The 18,138-nt window shown below is 63.6% G+C and carries 16 protein-coding genes; 2 read left to right on the top strand and 14 right to left on the bottom strand.

Annotation, left to right across the window (positions count from 1 at the left end; all coding sequences use genetic code 11):
* Positions 1-272: 272 nt before the first annotated feature.
* Positions 273-1,016: a sulfite exporter TauE/SafE family protein gene (locus ACS13N_RS14380; RefSeq protein WP_438932256.1), complete on the bottom strand. Its 744-nt coding sequence runs from the start codon at positions 1,014-1,016 to the stop codon at positions 273-275.
* A gap of 178 nt (positions 1,017-1,194) precedes the next feature.
* On the opposite strand from ACS13N_RS14380, the gene fnr reads away from it, so the two are divergent.
* Positions 1,195-1,923, top strand: a complete 729-nt coding sequence (gene fnr / locus ACS13N_RS14375; RefSeq protein WP_438932255.1) for a fumarate/nitrate reduction transcriptional regulator Fnr — start codon at positions 1,195-1,197, stop codon at positions 1,921-1,923.
* A gap of 36 nt (positions 1,924-1,959) precedes the next feature.
* On the opposite strand, the gene ACS13N_RS14370 is transcribed toward fnr, so the two are convergent.
* From ACS13N_RS14370 to ACS13N_RS14330, 9 genes are all read right to left on the bottom strand, one after another.
* Positions 1,960-2,214 carry a hypothetical protein gene (locus ACS13N_RS14370; RefSeq protein ID WP_021194248.1) on the bottom strand — a complete coding sequence of 85 codons (255 nt, stop codon included), beginning with the start codon at positions 2,212-2,214 and terminating at the stop codon, positions 1,960-1,962.
* Positions 2,211-2,438: a FixH family protein gene (locus ACS13N_RS14365; protein WP_438932254.1), complete on the bottom strand. Its 228-nt coding sequence runs from the start codon at positions 2,436-2,438 to the stop codon at positions 2,211-2,213. The genes ACS13N_RS14370 and ACS13N_RS14365 overlap by 4 nt, the downstream gene beginning before the upstream one ends.
* Before the next feature lie 25 nt (positions 2,439-2,463).
* On the bottom strand, positions 2,464-3,927 hold the full coding sequence (gene ccoG / locus ACS13N_RS14360; RefSeq protein WP_438932253.1) for a cytochrome c oxidase accessory protein CcoG: 1,464 nt from the start codon (positions 3,925-3,927) through the stop codon (positions 2,464-2,466).
* Positions 3,924-4,847 carry a cytochrome-c oxidase, cbb3-type subunit III gene (gene ccoP / locus ACS13N_RS14355; protein WP_438932252.1) on the bottom strand — a complete coding sequence of 308 codons (924 nt, stop codon included), beginning with the start codon at positions 4,845-4,847 and terminating at the stop codon, positions 3,924-3,926. Before ccoP ends, ccoG begins: the two co-directional genes overlap by 4 nt.
* Before the next feature lie 12 nt (positions 4,848-4,859).
* On the bottom strand, positions 4,860-5,042 hold the full coding sequence (locus ACS13N_RS14350; protein ID WP_199030940.1) for a cbb3-type cytochrome oxidase subunit 3: 183 nt from the start codon (positions 5,040-5,042) through the stop codon (positions 4,860-4,862).
* 3 nt (positions 5,043-5,045) lie between these two features.
* Complete coding sequence (ccoO, locus tag ACS13N_RS14345; protein WP_438932251.1) at positions 5,046-5,726, bottom strand: cytochrome-c oxidase, cbb3-type subunit II; 681 nt, start codon at positions 5,724-5,726, stop codon at positions 5,046-5,048.
* Positions 5,727-5,736: 10 nt separating this feature from the next.
* Positions 5,737-7,194, bottom strand: a complete 1,458-nt coding sequence (gene ccoN, locus ACS13N_RS14340) for a cytochrome-c oxidase, cbb3-type subunit I (protein WP_438932250.1) — start codon at positions 7,192-7,194, stop codon at positions 5,737-5,739.
* A gap of 95 nt (positions 7,195-7,289) precedes the next feature.
* Entirely contained in the window at positions 7,290-7,469 is a 180-nt protein-coding gene (gene ccoS / locus ACS13N_RS14335; protein WP_169340258.1) for a cbb3-type cytochrome oxidase assembly protein CcoS, read from the bottom strand.
* A gap of 8 nt (positions 7,470-7,477) precedes the next feature.
* Positions 7,478-10,030: a heavy metal translocating P-type ATPase gene (locus ACS13N_RS14330; protein ID WP_438932249.1), complete on the bottom strand. Its 2,553-nt coding sequence runs from the start codon at positions 10,028-10,030 to the stop codon at positions 7,478-7,480.
* Between the two features lie 176 nt (positions 10,031-10,206).
* Between ACS13N_RS14330 and ACS13N_RS14325 the strand changes: the two genes are divergently transcribed.
* Positions 10,207-11,049 carry a 2-phosphosulfolactate phosphatase gene (locus ACS13N_RS14325; protein WP_438932248.1) on the top strand — a complete coding sequence of 281 codons (843 nt, stop codon included), beginning with the start codon at positions 10,207-10,209 and terminating at the stop codon, positions 11,047-11,049.
* Positions 11,050-11,070: 21 nt separating this feature from the next.
* Here ACS13N_RS14325 and zapE read toward each other — a convergent pair whose 3' ends face one another.
* The 4 genes from zapE to ACS13N_RS14305 all read right to left on the bottom strand — a co-directional run bounded on the left by zapE (position 11,071) and on the right by ACS13N_RS14305 (position 18,048).
* A complete protein-coding gene (gene zapE / locus ACS13N_RS14320; RefSeq protein WP_438932247.1) occupies positions 11,071-12,168 on the bottom strand; it encodes a cell division protein ZapE in 1,098 nt (365 codons plus the stop codon).
* Between the two features lie 103 nt (positions 12,169-12,271).
* Positions 12,272-13,708, bottom strand: a complete 1,437-nt coding sequence (gene lpdA, locus ACS13N_RS14315; protein WP_438932246.1) for a dihydrolipoyl dehydrogenase — start codon at positions 13,706-13,708, stop codon at positions 12,272-12,274.
* Between the two features lie 67 nt (positions 13,709-13,775).
* On the bottom strand, positions 13,776-15,038 hold the full coding sequence (gene odhB / locus ACS13N_RS14310; RefSeq protein ID WP_438932245.1) for a 2-oxoglutarate dehydrogenase complex dihydrolipoyllysine-residue succinyltransferase: 1,263 nt from the start codon (positions 15,036-15,038) through the stop codon (positions 13,776-13,778).
* Positions 15,039-15,183: 145 nt separating this feature from the next.
* On the bottom strand, positions 15,184-18,048 hold the full coding sequence (locus ACS13N_RS14305; RefSeq protein ID WP_438932244.1) for a 2-oxoglutarate dehydrogenase E1 component: 2,865 nt from the start codon (positions 18,046-18,048) through the stop codon (positions 15,184-15,186).
* Between the last annotated feature and the right edge of the window lie 90 nt (positions 18,049-18,138).

The raw sequence follows: 18,138 nt of genomic DNA, 5'->3' as shown, positions 1-18,138 counted from the left end.
CAATTTCTTCCGCCGCCATGGGGACGGATACTGCACCGGGCGGTTGCCAACGAAGACTGGCACCCTGCCCGAATCGACTGTCCAGGGCGGCCTTTTTTGTGGCTTTCGCGCTGGATGGCGTCGCTTGGCGCCGCGCTTAGGATTGTTGATCTGCGCGGTGGGCGAGTCGAATTGTATTTGATTGTAGGGCAATTTCCTGCGGTGCCGCAACCGGGAAGATGTCCTAGTGCCCCGCCCCAGGCCAGACGCTGGTCTGCAGGTGCTTCAAACAGCTACAGCACTAGGCAGAAACCGTGTGCGTTGAGCATCTCTGGCAGCCACGCAGCACACACCAGCCCCCAAATGCCAAAGGCGGCGATGGCGGCACCCGCCGCGCCACGCGCCCATTTTCGGCGAGACAGCCCCCTCAACCAGCCAGCCAACCCGGACATCATGAGCAGATTCGGCAGCGTGCCCGCACCAAACGCCAGCATCACAACCGCCCCCGATGACGCGTTGCCCGCCAACAACGCCACTGCCAGGGCCCCGTAAACCATACCGCACGGTACGAGCCCCCATGCCAAGCCCGTGACATAGCGCCGCACTAACGGCGGGCTGCGATGCAGATTTCCACCCAATCGCCCCCCCGTTTTCGACAGCGCACCAGCCACCCGACCAAGCACGCGCTCCAACCAAGGATTGCGCCAGGTATCACCCGTGGTACGTACGAGTAGCAGCACGCCATAAACCAGCAGCAGCGCACTGGCAAATGCGAACAATCCGCGTTGAATCGGCAGCCACTGCTGGCGCCAAACCGTGGCACCGAGCGCGCCCATGATGGCCCCCAACACCGCGTACATACTGATGCGCCCGGCATGCATGACCGCTTGCTCGAACGCCAGCCTGCGACGCGAAACGATGCGCACCGGCACCTGCCCGCGCTCAGCGGCCAACGCGATACCGCTGCACATTGCCAGGCAGTGGACCCCCCCAAGCAGCGCGATCAGAAAAACGCTCACGAGCGCAGCAACATTCATCTTTTTGACGCTCTTTTGATATGGGCCAAAGTTAGTGTTTTGCTGACGGGAATTCCGTGCATTTCGCGCAATTCACGTTATCGGAACAATCCGATATCAGCATGGTCGCCGTTATAATAGGCCGCGGTTGCATCACAAGAATTTCTCATTTCACTTACTCGAAATTCACTCGCCCCCTGTGCTCACACGAATCGCACTCACCGACCAAGCTTCCCGTTGTTCCACCTGCGTACTCGGCCAGATCTGTCTGCCGGTGGGCATGAATTCGGAAGACGTGCGCAAGATGGATGAGTTGGTTGCCGAGCGCATCCGCATCAAGAAAGGCCAGACGCTCTACGCCCTCGGTGAACCGCTAGAAGCCGTGTACGGCATCCGCTTCGGCACGCTCAAGACGCACCTGACGCTGGAAGACGGCCGCCATCAGATCACCGGCTTTCACCTGCCCGGCGAGATTGTCGGGCTCGACGGCATTGGCGACATGTGCCACGTATCGGACGCCACCGCGCTGGAAGACACCGAAGTCTGCGTGGTGCGCTACGACCAACTGCAACAGCTTTCGCGCCGGCTGCCCTCTTTGCAGCACCAGTTCCTTCGCCTCATGAGCAAGGAGATCTCGCAGGATCACCAGATGCTGCTGACGCTCGGCTCGATGCGCGCTGAAGAACGCCTTGCCGCGTTCCTGCTCAACCTGTCCAAGCGTTCAGCCCAGCGCGGGTATTCGTCGACCGAGTTCGTGCTGCGCATGAGCCGCGAAGAACTCGGCAGCTATCTGGGCCTGAAGCTCGAAACCGTAAGCCGCCTGTTCTCGCGCTTTGCTGAAGCCGGCCTGATCCAGATCCGCCAGCGCCACGTCAAGCTGATCGACATGGCAGGCCTGCGCCAGGTAATGAGTGGACAGGCCAACTGAGCCGCTCATCACTTCCACTGCCTCCAAGGCATCTGCTCATACGAGCGGATGCTCATGCGCCTCCAGCTTGCCGATACCCGGCGACACGTACAGCGTGAGTGCGCTCGACAATCCGCACAGCAACCAGAACACGAAGAACGACACCGTGTAGACCGCCTCGGCCGACACGGCAATCTGCTCGCCGAAGAAGCGCAGATCGGCCGGGTCCACCACCGCAAACACAACCAGCTCGGCCAGCGCTGCGCACAGAAATGCTGGCCAGAGAATCCACATCAGCAGGCGGCGTTTCATCGGACCTCCCCGTGGGCGGCTTGGGCCGGCACGGAGACGGGCTTCTCGACGACCAAGCCGCGCCGCACGACGTTGTCATGAATGACGGGGTCCGGATGCGACACGGCCAGCCAGATGGTGACGCCACACCCGACCATGGCGACAAAGGGGCCGGCCATCAGCAGCCAAGGCCAGGGCTCGCGCCACCATGGCCGGGCCGGAGCGGAAGATTGCATTGTCTGCATCTGTGTCTCCTGTTTTAAAACCGCATCAGCGCGGCACGATGAAACTCGACGGCTCGCGCAGCACGAGGCTTTCGCTGCCGATGTCTGCCTGGATCACGAAGCGGATCTTGTGCGAGCCGGCTCCCACGTCGTCTGCCGGGCGACGCACGCGGATCGGCAGCAGACGATTGGCCGCCGGCGCCAGTTCAAGCGTGGTCGATTCGCCACGACCGCCCTGCACGTCCAGTTGCGGCAGCCCCTCAGCAGTGATAGTCACGCGCATAGGTTGCTCGGAAGCATTCATCAGTTGCAGGCGATAGACGTTCTCGATCTTGCCGCCGTCCACCTCGCGGGCCAGTGCACCACGATCGCGAATCACGTCCACCTTGAGTGGCTGGCGCATCGTCAGCGCAACGATGAAGCCCGTAATGAGCACCAGCATGATCCCGGTATAGATCAGCACGCGCGGGCGCAGCAGATGGCGCCGCGCCTCCTTCGGGGTAAGCCGGTCGTGCATCGCGCGCTCGGATGTGTAGCGGATCAAGCCGCGCGGGTAGCGCATCTTGTCCATCACCTGATCGCACGCATCGATGCAGGCGCCGCAGCCGATGCACTCGTACTGGAGGCCCTGACGAATGTCGATGCCGGTCGGACACACCTGCACGCAGATGCTGCAGTCCACGCATGAACCGAGCCCTTGCGCTGCAAAGTCTGCACTGCGCGAGCGGCTGCCGCGCGGCTCGCCGCGTTGCGTGTCATAGGTGACGACGTAGGTATCAGGGTCGACCATCACGCTCTGGAAGCGGGCGTACGGACACATGTAGAGGCACACCTGCTCGCGCAGGAAGCCTGCATTGCCCCAGGTGGCGAATGCGTAGAACAGCATCCAGAAGGTCTGCCACGGCCCGAGCGACAGCGTCCACGTCTCCATGCCGAGCTCACGGATCGGCGTGAAGAAGCCGACGAAGGTGAAGCCCGTCCACAGCGCAATCACCACCCAGGCTGAATGCTTGGCCGCCTTGAGGCGTAGCTTGCGCAGGCTCCAGCGCTCACCGTCGAGACGGATGCGGGCGAAGCGGTCGCCTTCGATATGTCGCTCGATCCACATGAAGATTTCGGTGTAGACCGTTTGTGGGCAGGCGTAGCCGCAGAAGAGCCGCCCTGCCACTGCCGTGAACAGGAACAGCCCCAGCGCCGACAGCACCAGCAGCACCGTCAGGTAGATCACGTCCTGCGGCCACAACACCAGCCCGAACAGGTAGAACTTGCGTGCCCCCAGGTCGAACAACACCGCCTGGCGCCCATTCCATTCAAACCACGGCAAGCCGTAGAAGATGGCTTGCGTGGCCAGCACCATCCACACCCGCCAGCTTGCGAACGCTCCCGTCACGGAGCGCGGATAGATCTTGCGCCGGACTTCGTAGAGCGCCTGCTCGGTGGGCGTGTCGTCCGAGCCTGCCGTTGCAACGGCAGGTGTCATGGGGCGCCAGCCGGGTTCGTGTTCGCTCATTGCTGGGCGCTCGTGTTGTTGTTCGACAGCCCCCACACGTAGGCCGCGAGCATGCGGATCTTCTCCGGCGACAGCAGGTTCTCGTGCGCCGGCATCGTGTTGTCGCGGCCCTTGAGAATGGTCTCAACGATGGTTCCCTCGGAACTGCCATACAGCCAGACGCGGTCGGTCAGGTTGGGCGCGCCAAGCGCCTGATTGCCCTTGCCGGTGGCCATGTGGCACGCGGCGCAGACCGACTTGAAGGTCGACTCGCCACGTGAGGCCTTGATCGGGTCATAGGCCAGGCCCGACAGCGAGCGCACGTAGTTGGCAACGTTGGCGGCCTGGTTGGCATCCACCACCGCCGCCAACGACGGCATGACGCCATGGCGGCCCTTGGTGATGGTGGTGAGGATCGTTTCCGGATCACCGCCATACAGCCAGTCGTTGTCGGTCAGGTTCGGGAAGCCCTTGGAGCCACCCGCATCCGAGCCGTGGCATTGCGCGCAGTTGTTCAGGAACAGGCGCTGGCCGATCTCGTGTGCCTGTGGGTCGGCGGCGATCTGCTTGATGTCCATACCGGCGTAGCGCTCGTAGAGCGGGCGCACCTTGGCATCAGCCGCTGCGCGCTGCGAGGCCAGCTCGCTGCGCGTGGAGAAACCCAGCACACCACCATACGCACCCAGCCCCGGATACAGGACCAAGTACGACAAGGCGAAGATGCACGACAGCAGGAACATCCACATCCACCAGCGCGGCAACGGATTGTTCAGCTCGCGCAGGTCACCGTCCCACACGTGACCCGTGTCGTCGCCGGCTTGCTGTCCGGGCGCGATCGTGATCTTGCGTTGCGAGAACAACAGCCAAATGCACCAGGCGATACCCACCAGGGCAATCGCCGAGATGTAGTACCCCCAGAACTCAGAAATGAAGTCGCTCATGATCTTGTGTCCTTATTGATGTGGGCGCGACGCGTCTGCGCGTGCGCCGGCGACCTCGGCTTCATCGGGCAGCAGGAACGGCAGCATGGCCGATTCCGCATTGGCGGCAGCGCGATGCGCCGAGAACGCCCACCAACTGATCCCCACGAACAGCACCAGGAAAACCGCGGTGGCAATTGCACTCAGCATGGCCATGGCTCACTCCTTGGTAGCGACGGTGGCGGGCGATGCCGGCGTTGCAGCCACATCGCGCACATTGCGCAGCTCTACGCCCAGGCCTTGCAGAAAGGCCACCACGGCGTCTTCTTCGGTCTTGCCGGCAAGCTGCTCGCGTGCACCGGCAATCTGTGCGTCCGTATAGGGCACACCAAGTTGACGCAGCACGTGCATCTTCTTCTCGATGTCACTGCTGTCGAGCGGCGTCTTCGCGAGCCATGCATAGGCCGGCATGTTCGATTCCGGCACCACCTCACGCGGATCGCGCAGGTGGATGCGGTGCCAGTCGTCCGAATAGCGTTGCCCCACACGCGCGAGGTCCGGACCGGTACGCTTCGAGCCCCACAGGAACGGGTGATCGAATACCGATTCGCCAGCCAGCGAGTAGTGGCCGTAGCGCTCGGTCTCGGCACGCAGCGTACGCACTTGCTGCGAGTGGCAGCCGACGCAGCCTTCGCGGATGTAGATGTCGCGCCCGGCCAGCCGCAGCGGCGAATACGGTGCGATGCCCTTGACCGGCTCGGTGGTGGAGTGTTGGAAGAACAGCGGCACGATCTGCACCAGCCCGGCGATGCTGACGACGACCAGCGTCATCACGATCAGCAAGCCGATGTTTTTTTCCAGCGTCTCGTGCGAGAAGAAGCTCTTTTGTTGGTTGCTCATGTTCATCTCCTCACTGTGCCGCGACCAGCGGGGCCTGGGCCGGTTGAGGGATCGGCGCGTCCACCGCCTTGCTGCCCTGAATGGTCTTGAACACGTTGAATGCCATCAGCAGCATCCCGCTCAGGAAGCACAGGCCACCCAGCAAGCGGATGATGTAGAACGGGTACGTCGCCTTCACTGCTTCGACAAAGCTGTAGGTGAGCGTGCCGTCAGCCTCGGTGGCGCGCCACATCAGGCCTTGCATCACGCCGGCGACCCACATGGCAGCGATATAGAGCACCACGCCAACGGTGGCGATCCAGAAGTGCACCTCGATCAGCCGCGTGCTGTACATCTTCTGCTGCCCGAACAGGCGCGGGATCATGTAGTACATCGAGCCGATCGTGATCATCGCCACCCAGCCCAGCGCACCGGAGTGCACGTGGCCGATGGTCCAGTCGGTGTAGTGCGACAGCGCGTTGACGGTCTTGATGGACATCATCGAGCCCTCGAACGTCGCCATGCCGTAGAACGACAGCGCCACCACCAGGAACTTCAGGATCGGATCGGTGCGCAGCTTATGCCAGGCACCCGAGAGGGTCATGATCCCGTTGATCATGCCGCCCCACGACGGCGCCAGCAGGATGAGCGAGAACACCATGCCCAGCGACTGTGCCCAATCCGGCAGCGCGGTGTATTGCAGGTGGTGCGGGCCCGCCCACATGTAGGTGAAGTTCAGCGCCCAGAAGTGAACGATCGACAGACGGTACGAATAGATCGGACGCTCGGCCTGCTTGGGCACGAAGTAATACATCATCCCCAGGAAGCTGGTGGTCAGGAAAAAGCCCACCGCGTTATGGCCGTACCACCACTGCACCATCGCATCCTGCACGCCAGCGTAGGCCGAGTACGACTTCCACATCGTCACCGGCAACTCAGCGTTGTTGACGATGTGCAGCAGCGCGATGGTGACGATGTAAGCGCCGAAGAACCAGTTGGCCACGTAGATATGGCGGGTCTTGCGCTTGATGATGGTGCCGAAGAACACCACCGCGTACACCACCCACACCAGCGTGATGAGGATGTCGATCGGCCATTCCAGCTCGGCGTATTCCTTCGAGCTGGTGTAGCCCAGCGGCAGCGTGATGACGGCAGCCAGGATCACGGCCTGCCAGCCCCAGAAGGTGAACGCTGCCAGCGTGTCGGAGAACAGGCGCACCTGACACGTGCGCTGCACGATGTAATACGACGTGGCAAACAGCGCGCTGCCGCCAAACGCAAAGATGACCGCGTTGGTATGCAGCGGACGCAGCCGGCCGTACGACAGCCAGGGCACCCCAAAATTCAGTTGCGGCCAGATCAACTGGGCCGCGATCAGCGCACCGACCGCCATACCGACAATGCCCCAGACGATCGTCATGATCGAGAACTGGCGTACCACGCGGTAGTTGAAGGTCTGGGTGTGCTGCAACGCGCTGGACGATTCCATGCTTGCTCCCCGAGTGTGTTGGTTTGATGCGGTCATGTTAAGAATCGGGCGACCTTTGGGTCTTGATGTGCATCAAGGCACCCCGGCCAATGTGGTTAAGCGGCGCCGTCTCGTGGCCTTGTGTTGCGCGCAGGCGTATCCGGGTCCAGCAGAATCGACTCGGCCGGCGTCTTCAGATCGTCGTACTGGCCCGAGCCGACGGCCCACCACAGCACACCGACGATCGCCATCACCAGCATCAGCGACAGCGGAACCAGCAGGAACAGCGTTTCCATGCAGCCTCCTAGATCACGTGCCGTGGGGCGCGCGATAGCCGCCACGCATTGAGCGCCACCAGCAGCGACGACACGGACATGCCGATGCCCGCCGCCAATGGCGACAGCCACCCCAGCGTGGCGAGCGGGATGCTGATCGCGTTGTAAGCAAAGGCCCAACCGAGGTTCTGGCGCACCACGCGCAACGTGCGGCGACCGATGGATACGGCCTCGCTGATGGCGGACAGGCGAGGCTCGGTGAGAATCGCGTCGGCGCCTGCCTGTGCAAGCGGCGCACCGGTGCCGATGGCGATGGAGACCTGCGCCTGCGCTAGCAAGGGCGCATCGTTGATGCCGTCGCCGACGGCCAGTACACGTGCCCTGCGCGCCTGCAGCATCTGCACGTAGGCGCGCTTGTCTTCGGGGCTGGCGCCGCCGACGGCGTGATCGATACCCAATCGGTTCGCCCACCAGTGCACGGTCTCCGGCGTGTCACCGGACACCAGGTGCAAACACAAGCCTTGCCTGCGCAATGCTTCCAGGCAGGCGGGTGCATCGGCACGCGGCGTATCGGCCAGGGTGAAACGCGCGAGGGGTTGTCCGTCACATCCAAGCCAGACCACAGTGCATGCCGCGGCGGGCGGCACCTCTTCCATCGGCGCTTCGTAGCCGTAGCGAATGGCCTGGACTGGTTGATCCGCGTACTGCGTTGCGGCGAACAACTGCGTGCCCAAGCGCAGCGAGCGGCCACCAACCACCGCATGCACCCCCTGCCCCGGCACATTGATGGCGCGCTCCACGGCGGGCAACGTCAGTGCATCGGGCGTAGCAGCACGTAGCGACTGCGCAATCGGATGGTTCTCCGATTGCTCCATCGCACAGGCCATCGCCAGGCAGGCTTCGGCGTCCGCATCGGCAAAGGTTTCGATGCTCAACAGGCGCAGACGACCTTCTGTGAGCGTGCCGGTCTTGTCGAGCAGCACGTCTGTGACAGCGGCCAGGCTTTCGATGGCGTGACCGCGCGTGACCAGCACGCCGCGCCGTGCCAACGCGCCGCTGGCCGCCGCCAACGCAGACGGTGTGGCCAGGGACAACGCACACGGGCAGCTCACCACCAGCACCGCGACCGTGACGGCAAACATGCGGCTCGGATCGATCCACCACCACGCAATCGCCGTCAGCACCGCCCAACCAAGCAGCACCGCCACAAAGCGGCCGGCAACGTGATCGGCAAGCTCAGCCATGCGAGGCTTGTCGGTCAGCGCACGATCGAGCAGTTCGACGATGGCCGCCAGACGTGTCTGCGTGCCCACACGGCTCACGCGCACGCGGATAGCGCTGACCACGTTATAACTGCCGGCAAGCACGGCGGCGCCTACGTTGCGCCGGCGCGGCACGCTCTCACCGGAGAGCAGCGATTCATCGATCTCGGTGGTGCCGCGCTCGATCATGCCGTCAGCGGGGAGCACCTCGCCCGCGCGCACCTCCACGCAATCCCCCGCACACAGCGTGGCAACGGGAATGGTTTCCACCGCGCCGGATGTCGCATCGATGCGGCGGCAGGTGGCTGGCAACTGGCGCACCAGGGCTTCCGCACCTGATGCGGCGCTCTGCCGCGCACGCAACTCCAGATACCGTGCTGCCAGCAGGAATGCGACGAACATCGTCACAGAATCGAAGTACGTCTCGCCATGGCCGCGCACCGTGGCGAACACACTCGCGACGAACGCTGCGCCAATGCCCAGCGCCACCGGCACATCCATGCCGACATGCGCGTGCCGTACCTGACGCCACGCGTTGCGGAAGATCGGGGCAGCAGAGATCAGCACCACAGGCACGGTCAACAACAGGCTCGCCCACTGCATCAGGCGGGTCTGGTCGACGGGGATGTCGCTGCCGTGCAAGTACACCGGCCACGCGTACATCATCACCTGCATCATCCCGAGCATGGCAATACCGAGCCGGATCAGCAGGCTGCGGCGCTCGCGCGCCTCGGCTGTACGGCGGGCCGAAGGTTGGTCGGGCCACGCCTCGTAGCCCACGTCCGCAATGGCTGCGAACACGGCAGACAGGCGAACGGCACCCGGCTCACAAACAAGACGAGCGCGCTCGGTGGCGTAGTTGACGGTGGCTTCGCGGATGCCGGCAACGCGCGAGAGCGCGCGCTCGATCAGCCAGACGCATGCGGCACAGCGCATGCCGGTGATCGCCAGCGAGACATCCTCCGCGCCGTCCGCACGGGCGCGCACAAAGCGCTCGCGCATGACGGGCAGATCGTATGTCGCCCACACGGCTTCGGCTTCAGCGCGCTTGTCGCCGTCAAGGGGGCGGGCAAAGGCGATCGGGCCGTCATAGATGTGGCCCATGCCGGAGGCATGCAGCGTCTGCGCGATTGCCTGGCAACCGGCGCAGCAGAAGGTGTGGGGTTGATCGGCGATGTTGCCGCGCAGCGCCGTCGCCGCATCGAGCACCGAGCCACAGTGGTAGCAGGCCGTTTGTGACGACTCCGCCTCGCTCACCACACGTGGCAGGGCCGCGCCGCGGTCTGCGGCGGAAAGCGCGGGGGCGTAGGTCGTCGTCATTATGTGGCCATGCTAGCCACACGCTGCCGACTCCCCCTTGATGTGCGTCAAGGGCCGTCACGGTTGGTAGAGACGCCGTTAAGCGCCGTGCAAGCCACTCGCTATCAGGCTGCCCTGTCGCAAAAAATTCCGCGTCCTATAGTGTTAGCTGGACCAGGCAACTAGGAGGGCGTCCTATGGCAACCGAATTCGGCCTGTACAACATCCACTGCGAATGGGGTGAGCACGGCGCATCCGCGCTGGCACCGCATTGCGACGTGGTCATCGTGGTCGACGTGCTGTCGTTCTGCACCTGCGTGGACATTGCGGTGGGGCGCGGCGCGCGCATCTACCCGTATCCATGGCGCGACAGCAGTGCGGAGGTCTTCGCCCGCCGCGCTGGCGCCATGCTGGCGTGCACCAATCGCAGCCAGCCCGGCTACTCGCTGTCGCCTGCCTCGTTGAAGGAGCTGCCGGTCGGCAGCAGCCTGGTCCTGCCTTCACCCAACGGCGCAACGCTAGCCTTGGCGACTGGCTCAACCCCCACGTTTGCCGGTTGCCTGCGCAATGCACGTGCTGTGGCGGAAGCCGCTACGCGATTGGGCCGCCGTGTGGCCGTGGTGGCATCGGGCGAGCGCTGGGCTGACGGCAGCCTGCGCCCAGCCCTGGAAGATTGGCTGGCGGCCGGCGCCATCGTGCATCACCTGTCAGAAACGGTCGCGGGCTTCCTGCCGCAAGCGCTGTCGCCCGAAGCACTCGCCGCACGGGCGATTTATCGGGAAGCATCACAGACCGGGATGATGAAGGCGTGGTTGCTGGATTGCGTGTCGGGTCGCGAACTGTGCGAACGTGGCTTTGCCGAGGACGTGGCCATCGCCTCGCAGACGGACGTGAGCAACATCGCCCCGATGCTGGTGGAAGGCGCGTTCCGCAACGTCAACCGCAAGAACGAGAGCCTGGCGCAGGACTTCCTGGGGGCAGCGAGCCTGCGTCCGTCGCACACGCCATCCTCGCATCGCAATCCGCCGCCTTCGCACTAAGCGGAACGGCGGCGGACGCGATCAGGTCAACGACGTATCCACCTCGCGGCGAGGCGCCTCGAGGTATTCGCGCGACTGCATTTCGACGATGCGCGACACCGTGCGCTGGAACTCGTTGGCCATCTGGCCTTCGGTGTACAGCTCGTCGGCCTGCACTTCGGCCGACATCAGCAGCTTGACCTTGTGGTCGTAGAACACGTCGATCAGCCACGTGAAGCGACGCGCTTCGGAGGCCATGCGCGGCGTCATCTTCGGCACGTCGGCCAGGATGACGGTATGGAAACGCGAGGCGATTTCCAGGTAGTCGTTCTGTGAGCGCGGGCCGCCGCACAGCGTGGCGAAATCGAACCACACCACGCCACCAGCCTTGCGCGCCGCGTGAATTTCGCGGTGCTCGATTCGCAGCATCGGCGATTCGTCCGGCACTTCCGCCACCGCCGCAAATGCATCACGCAACGCCGAGTTCGCCTTGGCGCCCAGCGGCGTGTAATACGCCTGCACCTGCTCCATCGCGCGCTTGCGGTAGTCGACGCCGGCATCCACGTTGAGGATGTCGAGTTTCTCTTGCAACAGCGCAATGGCGGGCAGCACGCGGTCGCGGTGCAGGCCATCCGGGTACAGCAGGTCCGGCCGGTAGTTGGACGTCATCACGAACTGCACGCCATTGGCAAAGAGTTGATCGAGCAGGCGGTGCAGGATCATCGCGTCGGCAACATCGCTGACGTGAAATTCGTCAAAGCAGATCAGGCGGTAACGCTTGGCGATGCGGCGTGCCAATTCGTCAAGCGGATCGGCGCGACCGCGCAGCTCTTCCAACTGGCGATGCACCTCGCGCATGAACTCGTGAAAATGCAGACGCGTCTTGCGCACCAGCGGCACGCAGCTGTAGAACGCGTCCATCAGGAACGACTTGCCGCGCCCTACCCCGCCCCACATGTAGACGCCGCGTGGCAGATCCGGATGCACCAGCATCTTGCGCAGCGCACTCGAGCGCCGGGCCTTGTAGGCGACCCATTCGTCGTAGCACTGCTGCAGGCGATCGACGGCGCGCTGTTGCGCCTCGTCGGGCTGATAGCCGCGCGCCTTCAGTTCCTTGAGGTAGGTTTCCTGGACGTTCATCTGCTACTTGGATGATGGTGAGCCAGCCGTTTGGCGGCCCAAATGGACCGATGCCCGGCATCTTGTGGATAGCCGGGCATCGTGCCTGTCTTAGGACAAGCGATTACATATTGAGCTGACGCTTGTCGACAGCCAGCGCAGCTTCGCGCATCACTTCCGACATCGACGGGTGCGGGTGGCAGATACGGCCAATGTCTTCCGCCGCAGCCTTGAACTCCATCGCCACCACAGCTTCGGCCACCAGATCCGACGCGTTGGCAGCAACGATGTGCACGCCCAGGATTTCGTCGGTCTTCGCATCGGCGATCACCTTGACGAAGCCTTCCGGCGTACCCATGCCCAGCGCACGGCCGTTGGCCAAGAACGGGAACTGGCCAGCCTTGATCTCGCGGCCTTCGGCCTTGAGCTGCTGCTCGGTCTTACCAACCCATGCGATTTCCGGGAAGGTGTAGATCACCCACGGAATGCAGTTGTAGTCGATGTGCGGCTTCTGGCCGACGATGCGCTCGGCCACGGCCACGCCTTCGTCTTCTGCCTTGTGCGCCAGCATCGGGCCACGCACCACGTCGCCGATCGCCCACAGGTTCGGCAGCTTGGTTGCACAGTGGTCATCCACCTCGATGAAACCGCGTTGGTCCGTCGCCAGACCGATGGCTTCCAGACCCAGACCGTCTGTGTTCGGCACGCGGCCGATCGACACGATCAGCTTGTCGCACTCGAGCACTTGCGCAGCGCCGGCAGCGTCGGTGTAGTTCACCTTCACGCCCTTGGCCGACGATTCGATCTCGCCGACCTTCACGCCGACGTTGATCTTCAGGCCCTGCTTGGTCAGCAGCTTGTTGGCTTCCTTCGCAACCGATTCGTCCGCCGCGCCGAGGAAGCTCGGCAGCGCCTCGAGAATCGTCACTTCCGAACCCAGACGGCGCCACACCGAGCCCAGCTCCAGGCCGATCACGCCAGCGCCGATCACGCCCAGCTTCTTCGGCACTTCGGCAAACTTCAGTGCGCCTTCGTTGTCGGCAACGATCACGTTGTCGACCGGCACGTTCGGCAGATGGCGAGCCTTCGAGCCCGTGGCGATGATCACGTGCTTGGCGGTCACGACTTCCGTGCCGGCCTTGCCTGCGACTTCCACTTGGTAGCCAGCGTCGGTCTTGCCGACGAACTTGCCGCGGCCCTTGAGCAGCGTCACCTTGTTCTTGCGGAACAGGAACTCGATGCCCTTGGTCATCTTGCTGACGATGTCGTCCTTGCGCTTGAGCATCTTGGCCACGTCGACCTTCGCGCCTTCCACCGTGATGCCGTGGTCGGCCAGGTGGTGGTTCACGTTCTCGAACTCTTCCGACGAGGCCAGCAGCGCCTTCGAGGGAATGCAGCCGACGTTCAGGCAGGTGCCGCCCAGGCGCGGTTCACCCTTCGGATCGTCGTAGGCGTTGTCTTCGCAGCAGGCCACGTTCAGGCCCAGCTGGCCAGCGCGGATGGCGGCGATATAGCCACCGGGGCCGGCGCCGATCACCAGCACGTCAAATTCTTTGCTCATGGAGAAATCCTCGATTCGGACGCCGCCGCACAGCGTGGGCGGCGTCTCGTGTCATCAACGCGGTCGATTACAGGTCCAGCAGCAGGCGTGCGGGATCTTCCAGCGCTTCCTTCATGGCGACCAGGCCCAGCACGGCTTCGCGGCCGTCGATGATGCGGTGGTCGTAGGACATGGCCAGGTAGTTCATCGGGCGAACCACGACTTGACCGTTCTCCACCACAGCGCGGTCCTTCGTGGCGTGCACGCCCAGGATGGCCGATTGCGGCGGGTTGATGATCGGGGTCGACAGCATCGAGCCGAACGTACCGCCGTTCGAGATCGAGAACGTGCCGCCGGTCAGGTCGTCCAGCGTCAGCTTGCCGTCCTTGGCCTTCTGGCCGAATTCAGCAATCTTCTTCTCGATGTCGGCCAGGCTCATCTGGTCGGCGTTGCGCAGGATGGGCACCACCAGGCCGCGCGGCGAACCGACAGCGATACCGATGTCGAAGTAGCCGTGGTAGACGATGTCGTTGCCGTCCACCGACGCGTTGATGACCGGGTACTTCTTCAGCGCGTGCACAGCCGCCTTCACGAAGAACGACATGAAGCCCAGCTTCACGCCGTGGGTCTTCTCGAACTGGTCCTTGAACTTGGCGCGCAAGTCCATCACCGGCTTCATGTTGACTTCGTTGAAGGTGGTGAGGATGGCGTTGGTCGATTGCGATTGCACCAGGCGCTCGGCAATACGGGCGCGCAGGCGGCTCATCGGCACGCGCTCTTCCGGACGGTCGCCCAGGGCGGCGAAGTCCACCGGAGCAGCCACTTGCTGCAGCGCCGGACGCGCGGCTTGCGGAGCGGCAGCCGCGGTCGTGGCCGTGGGCTTGGCACCACCAGCCACGGCACCCAGCACGTCGCCCTTGGTGATGCGGCCATCGCGGCCCGTGCCGGCCACTTGGCCAGCCGAAAGGTTGTTCTCGGCCATCAGCTTGGCAGCCGACGGCATCGCCACGCCGCCGGTGGCAGCAGCGGCCGGAGCGGCGGCAACCGGTGCCGGAGCGGCAGCAGCAGGAGCCGGTGCAGCAGCGGCCGGGGCAGCAGCGCCAGCCTTGCCTTCGGTGTCGATCTTCGCCAGCAGTTGTTCCGACGTGACGGTCGCACCGTCAGCCACCAGCACTTCAGCCAGCACGCCAGCGGACGGCGCCGGCACTTCCAGCACGACCTTGTCGGTCTCGATTTCGACCAGGACTTCGTCCACGGCCACGGCTTCACCCGGCTTCTTCTTCCAGGAGATCAGCGTGCCCTCTTCGACGGACTCGGAAAACTGCGGGACCTTGACATCAACAATAGCCATTTCGATGGTTCCTTGGATTCATGTGCGCGCTGCCCCTGCAACCCTGTTTGGCGGGGCGGGCCAGCGCTTCAATTCATTTGCGTTATTCGGGAGTGAAGATGCACCAAGGCGGTAGCCATTGCCACCGCCCTGAAGCTGATCTCGCTTACTTGGTCAGCACGAAGCCCTTGAGCTTGGAGAACGACGCATCGATCAGCGCCTTCTGCTGCTCGTTGTGCTTGGCGTAGTAACCCACCGCCGGCGACGCCGAGGCCGGACGACCTGCGTAACCCAGCTTCTGGCCTTCAGCCATGTTCTCCATGATGTAGTGCTGCACGAAGAACCAGGCGCCCTGGTTCTGCGGTTCGTCCTGGCACCACACCACTTCGGCGAGGTTCGGATACTTCTTCAGCTCGGCCGCGAACGCCTTGTGCGGGAACGGATACAGCTGTTCCACACGGATGATGGCGGTGTCGGTCTGGCCGCGCTCCTTGCGAGCGTTGACCAGGTCGTAGTAGACCTTGCCCGAGCACGCCACGACGCGCTTGACCTTGGCGGCGTTCAGATCTTCTGCCGTATCGGCGATCACCGTCTCGAAGTGGCCCTTGGCCAGATCGGTCAGCGGCGACACTGCGTCCTTGCTGCGCAGCAGCGACTTCGGTGTCAGGATGATCAGCGGCTTGCGGAACATCCGGATCATCTGGCGACGCAGCAGGTGGAAGATCTGTGCCGGTGTGGTCGGCTGCACCACTTGCATGTTGTGGTCTGCGCAGAGCTGCAGGTAGCGCTCCAGGCGTGCCGAGCTGTGCTCCGGGCCTTGGCCTTCGTAGCCATGCGGCAGCATCAGCGTCAGGCCCGAGGCGCGGCCCCACTTCACTTCACCCGACGAGATGAACTGGTCGATCACGACCTGCGCGCCGTTGGCGAAGTCGCCGAACTGGGCTTCCCAGATCACCAGCGTGTTCGGCTCGGCCGACGAGTAGCCGTACTCGAAGCCCATCACGGCTTCTTCCGACAGCACCGAGTCGATCACGGTGAACGGCGCCTGGCTTTCCGACACGTTTTGCAGCGGGATGTAGCTGCCGGCGTCCCAACGCTCACGGTTCTGATCGTGCAGCACGGCGTGGCGGTGCGTGAACGTACCGCGGCCAGCATCCTGACCCGTGATACGCACCGGGTAGCCCGAGGCCACCAGCGAGGCGAATGCGAGGTGCTCGCCCATGCCCCAGTCCAGCGACGCCTCGCCCTTGCCCATCTTGGCGCGGTTGTTGACGACGTTCTCAACCAGCGGGTGCAGCTTGAAGTGATCAGGGATGGCGGTAATGCGCTCAGCCAGACGCTTGAGTTCAGCCATCGGCACAGCCGTATCGGCCGAGTCCGTCCACTTGCGGTTCAGGAACGGCAGCCAATCCACCGCGAACTTGTTCTTGAAGTTCGACAGCACCGGGTCAACGGTGTGCTTGCCGGCGTCCATGGCAGCGCGGAACTCCTGCACCAGAGCGTCCGGCTCTTCGGCCTTCAGCGTGTTCTGCGTGACAAGCTTGTCTGCGTACAGCTTGCGAGTACCGGGGTGCGTGCCGATCTTCTTGTACATCAGCGGCTGCGTCATCGCCGGCGTGTCTTGCTCGTTGTGGCCGAGCTTGCGGAAGCAGATGATGTCGACCGCGATGTCCTTCTGGAACTCGGTACGGAAGTCGATGGCCAGTTGCATGGCCAGCACGACAGCTTCCGGATCGTCGCCGTTCACGTGCAGCACCGGCGCTTCGATCATCTTGATGACGTCGGTACAGTACAGCGTCGAGCGCGAGTCGCGCGGGTCCGACGTCGTGAAGCCGATCTGGTTGTTGATGACGATGTGGATCGTGCCGCCCGTGCCGTAACCACGCGTTTGCGCGAGGTTCAGCGTTTCCATGACGACGCCCTGGCCTGCGAAGGCCGCGTCGCCGTGCACCTGCACAGCCAGCACTTGCGCGCCGTGCTTGTCGTCACGACGCTCTTGGCGCGCCTTGACCGAGCCTTCCACGACCGGGTTGACGATTTCCAGGTGCGACGGGTTGAACGCCAGCGACAGGTGGACGGGGCCGCCCGGGGTGGTCACGTCGCTCGAGAAGCCCTTGTGGTACTTCACGTCGCCGGCCGGCAGGTCGTCCACGTGCTTGCCTTCGAATTCGGCAAACAGGTCAGCCGGCATCTTGCCCAGCGTGTTGACCAGCACGTTCAGACGGCCGCGGTGGGCCATGCCGATCACGATTTCCTGCACGCCCTTCTCGCCGGCGCGCTGGATCATTTCGTCCATGGCCGCGATGAAGCTCTCACCGCCTTCCAGCGAGAAGCGCTTCTGACCGACATACTTGGTATGGAGGAAGCGCTCAAGGCCTTCAGCGGCCGTCAGGCGTTCCAGGATGTGCTTTTTCTTTTCAGCCGAGAACGTCGGCTTGGAGCGGATGGTTTCCAGACGCTCTTGCCACCAGCGCTTCTGCGCTTGGTCGCTGATGTACATGAACTCAGCACCGATCGAGCCGCAGTACGTTTCGCGCAGGTTGTTGAGCAGCTCGCGCAGGCTCATCGATTCCTTGCCGAAATACGTGTTGCTGGCGTTGAAAACGATGTCCTGGTCGGCTTCGGTGAAACCGTAGAAAGCCGGGTCCAGATCCGGAACCGGGGGGCGCTCCTGACGCTTGAGCGGGTCAAGATCGGCCCAACGCAGGCCCACATTGCGGTAGGCAGCCACCAGTTGCGTCGCTGCCACGCGCTTGCGACCCATGTCGGAATCGGCAGACGCGACGATCGTCTTGATCGGGCCAGACTTGGCGCGCTCAGCGAACGAGGTGACGATGGGGGCGTGAGGGATATCCCGGGCGTTGGAACCGTCGACGGCGGGGACGTTCTGCAGCGCATCGAAGTACGCGCGCAGTGCCTCGCTAACGGACGTGGGATCTTGAAGGTACGCTTCGTACTGATCTTCAACGTAGGCGGCATTGCCGCCGGACAGGTACGAAGTGTCCAGGTACTGCTTATACAGCTCAGTCATGGGGCGCTCACTTTTCTCCGGGTCTGCCGGAGTTCAGCGGGTTCATCAACCTTCCGCGACACGGCTTGACCGGTTAGCGGATCGCAAACT

The organism is Ralstonia sp. 24A2 (assembly GCF_051783885.1).
In the GTDB taxonomy this organism is placed as follows: Bacteria; Pseudomonadota; Gammaproteobacteria; order Burkholderiales; family Burkholderiaceae; genus Ralstonia.
This window is presented reverse-complemented; position numbering and strand designations above follow the sequence as displayed.